1 protein-coding gene is annotated in these 251 nt (G+C 43.4%); it reads right to left on the minus strand.

From position 1 onward, the window contains the following. Positions 1-70: 70 nt before the first annotated feature. The coding region (locus NE623_RS14585; RefSeq protein ID WP_256273562.1) for a hypothetical protein at positions 71-251 on the minus strand (181 nt) is incomplete at its 5' end.

Below are 251 nucleotides of genomic sequence, written 5' to 3' on the forward strand. Positions count from 1 at the left end.
CTATACCATATCCCAGATTCAGCGTCATTAGCGTCATCTGCGTCATTCTGATTTTATGTTTCTCGTAGTATCATTGTTTTTGTTTCGAGCAGTAGTAAACTGCAAGCGTCATTTCACTATAAGCGTGACGGTGATGACGATGGTGACGGTGTTCGTGGGATAGGGTAAAGGGGTATATCAAAAACATCGTCATCATCGTCAGCATCGTCATTCTACAGGCAAGCCGTTTTAATCTGCGGCTTGCCTGTTTT

The sequence above is a fragment of the Gemmiger formicilis genome, assembly GCF_024462815.1.
In the GTDB taxonomy this organism is placed as follows: domain Bacteria; phylum Bacillota; class Clostridia; order Oscillospirales; family Ruminococcaceae; genus Gemmiger.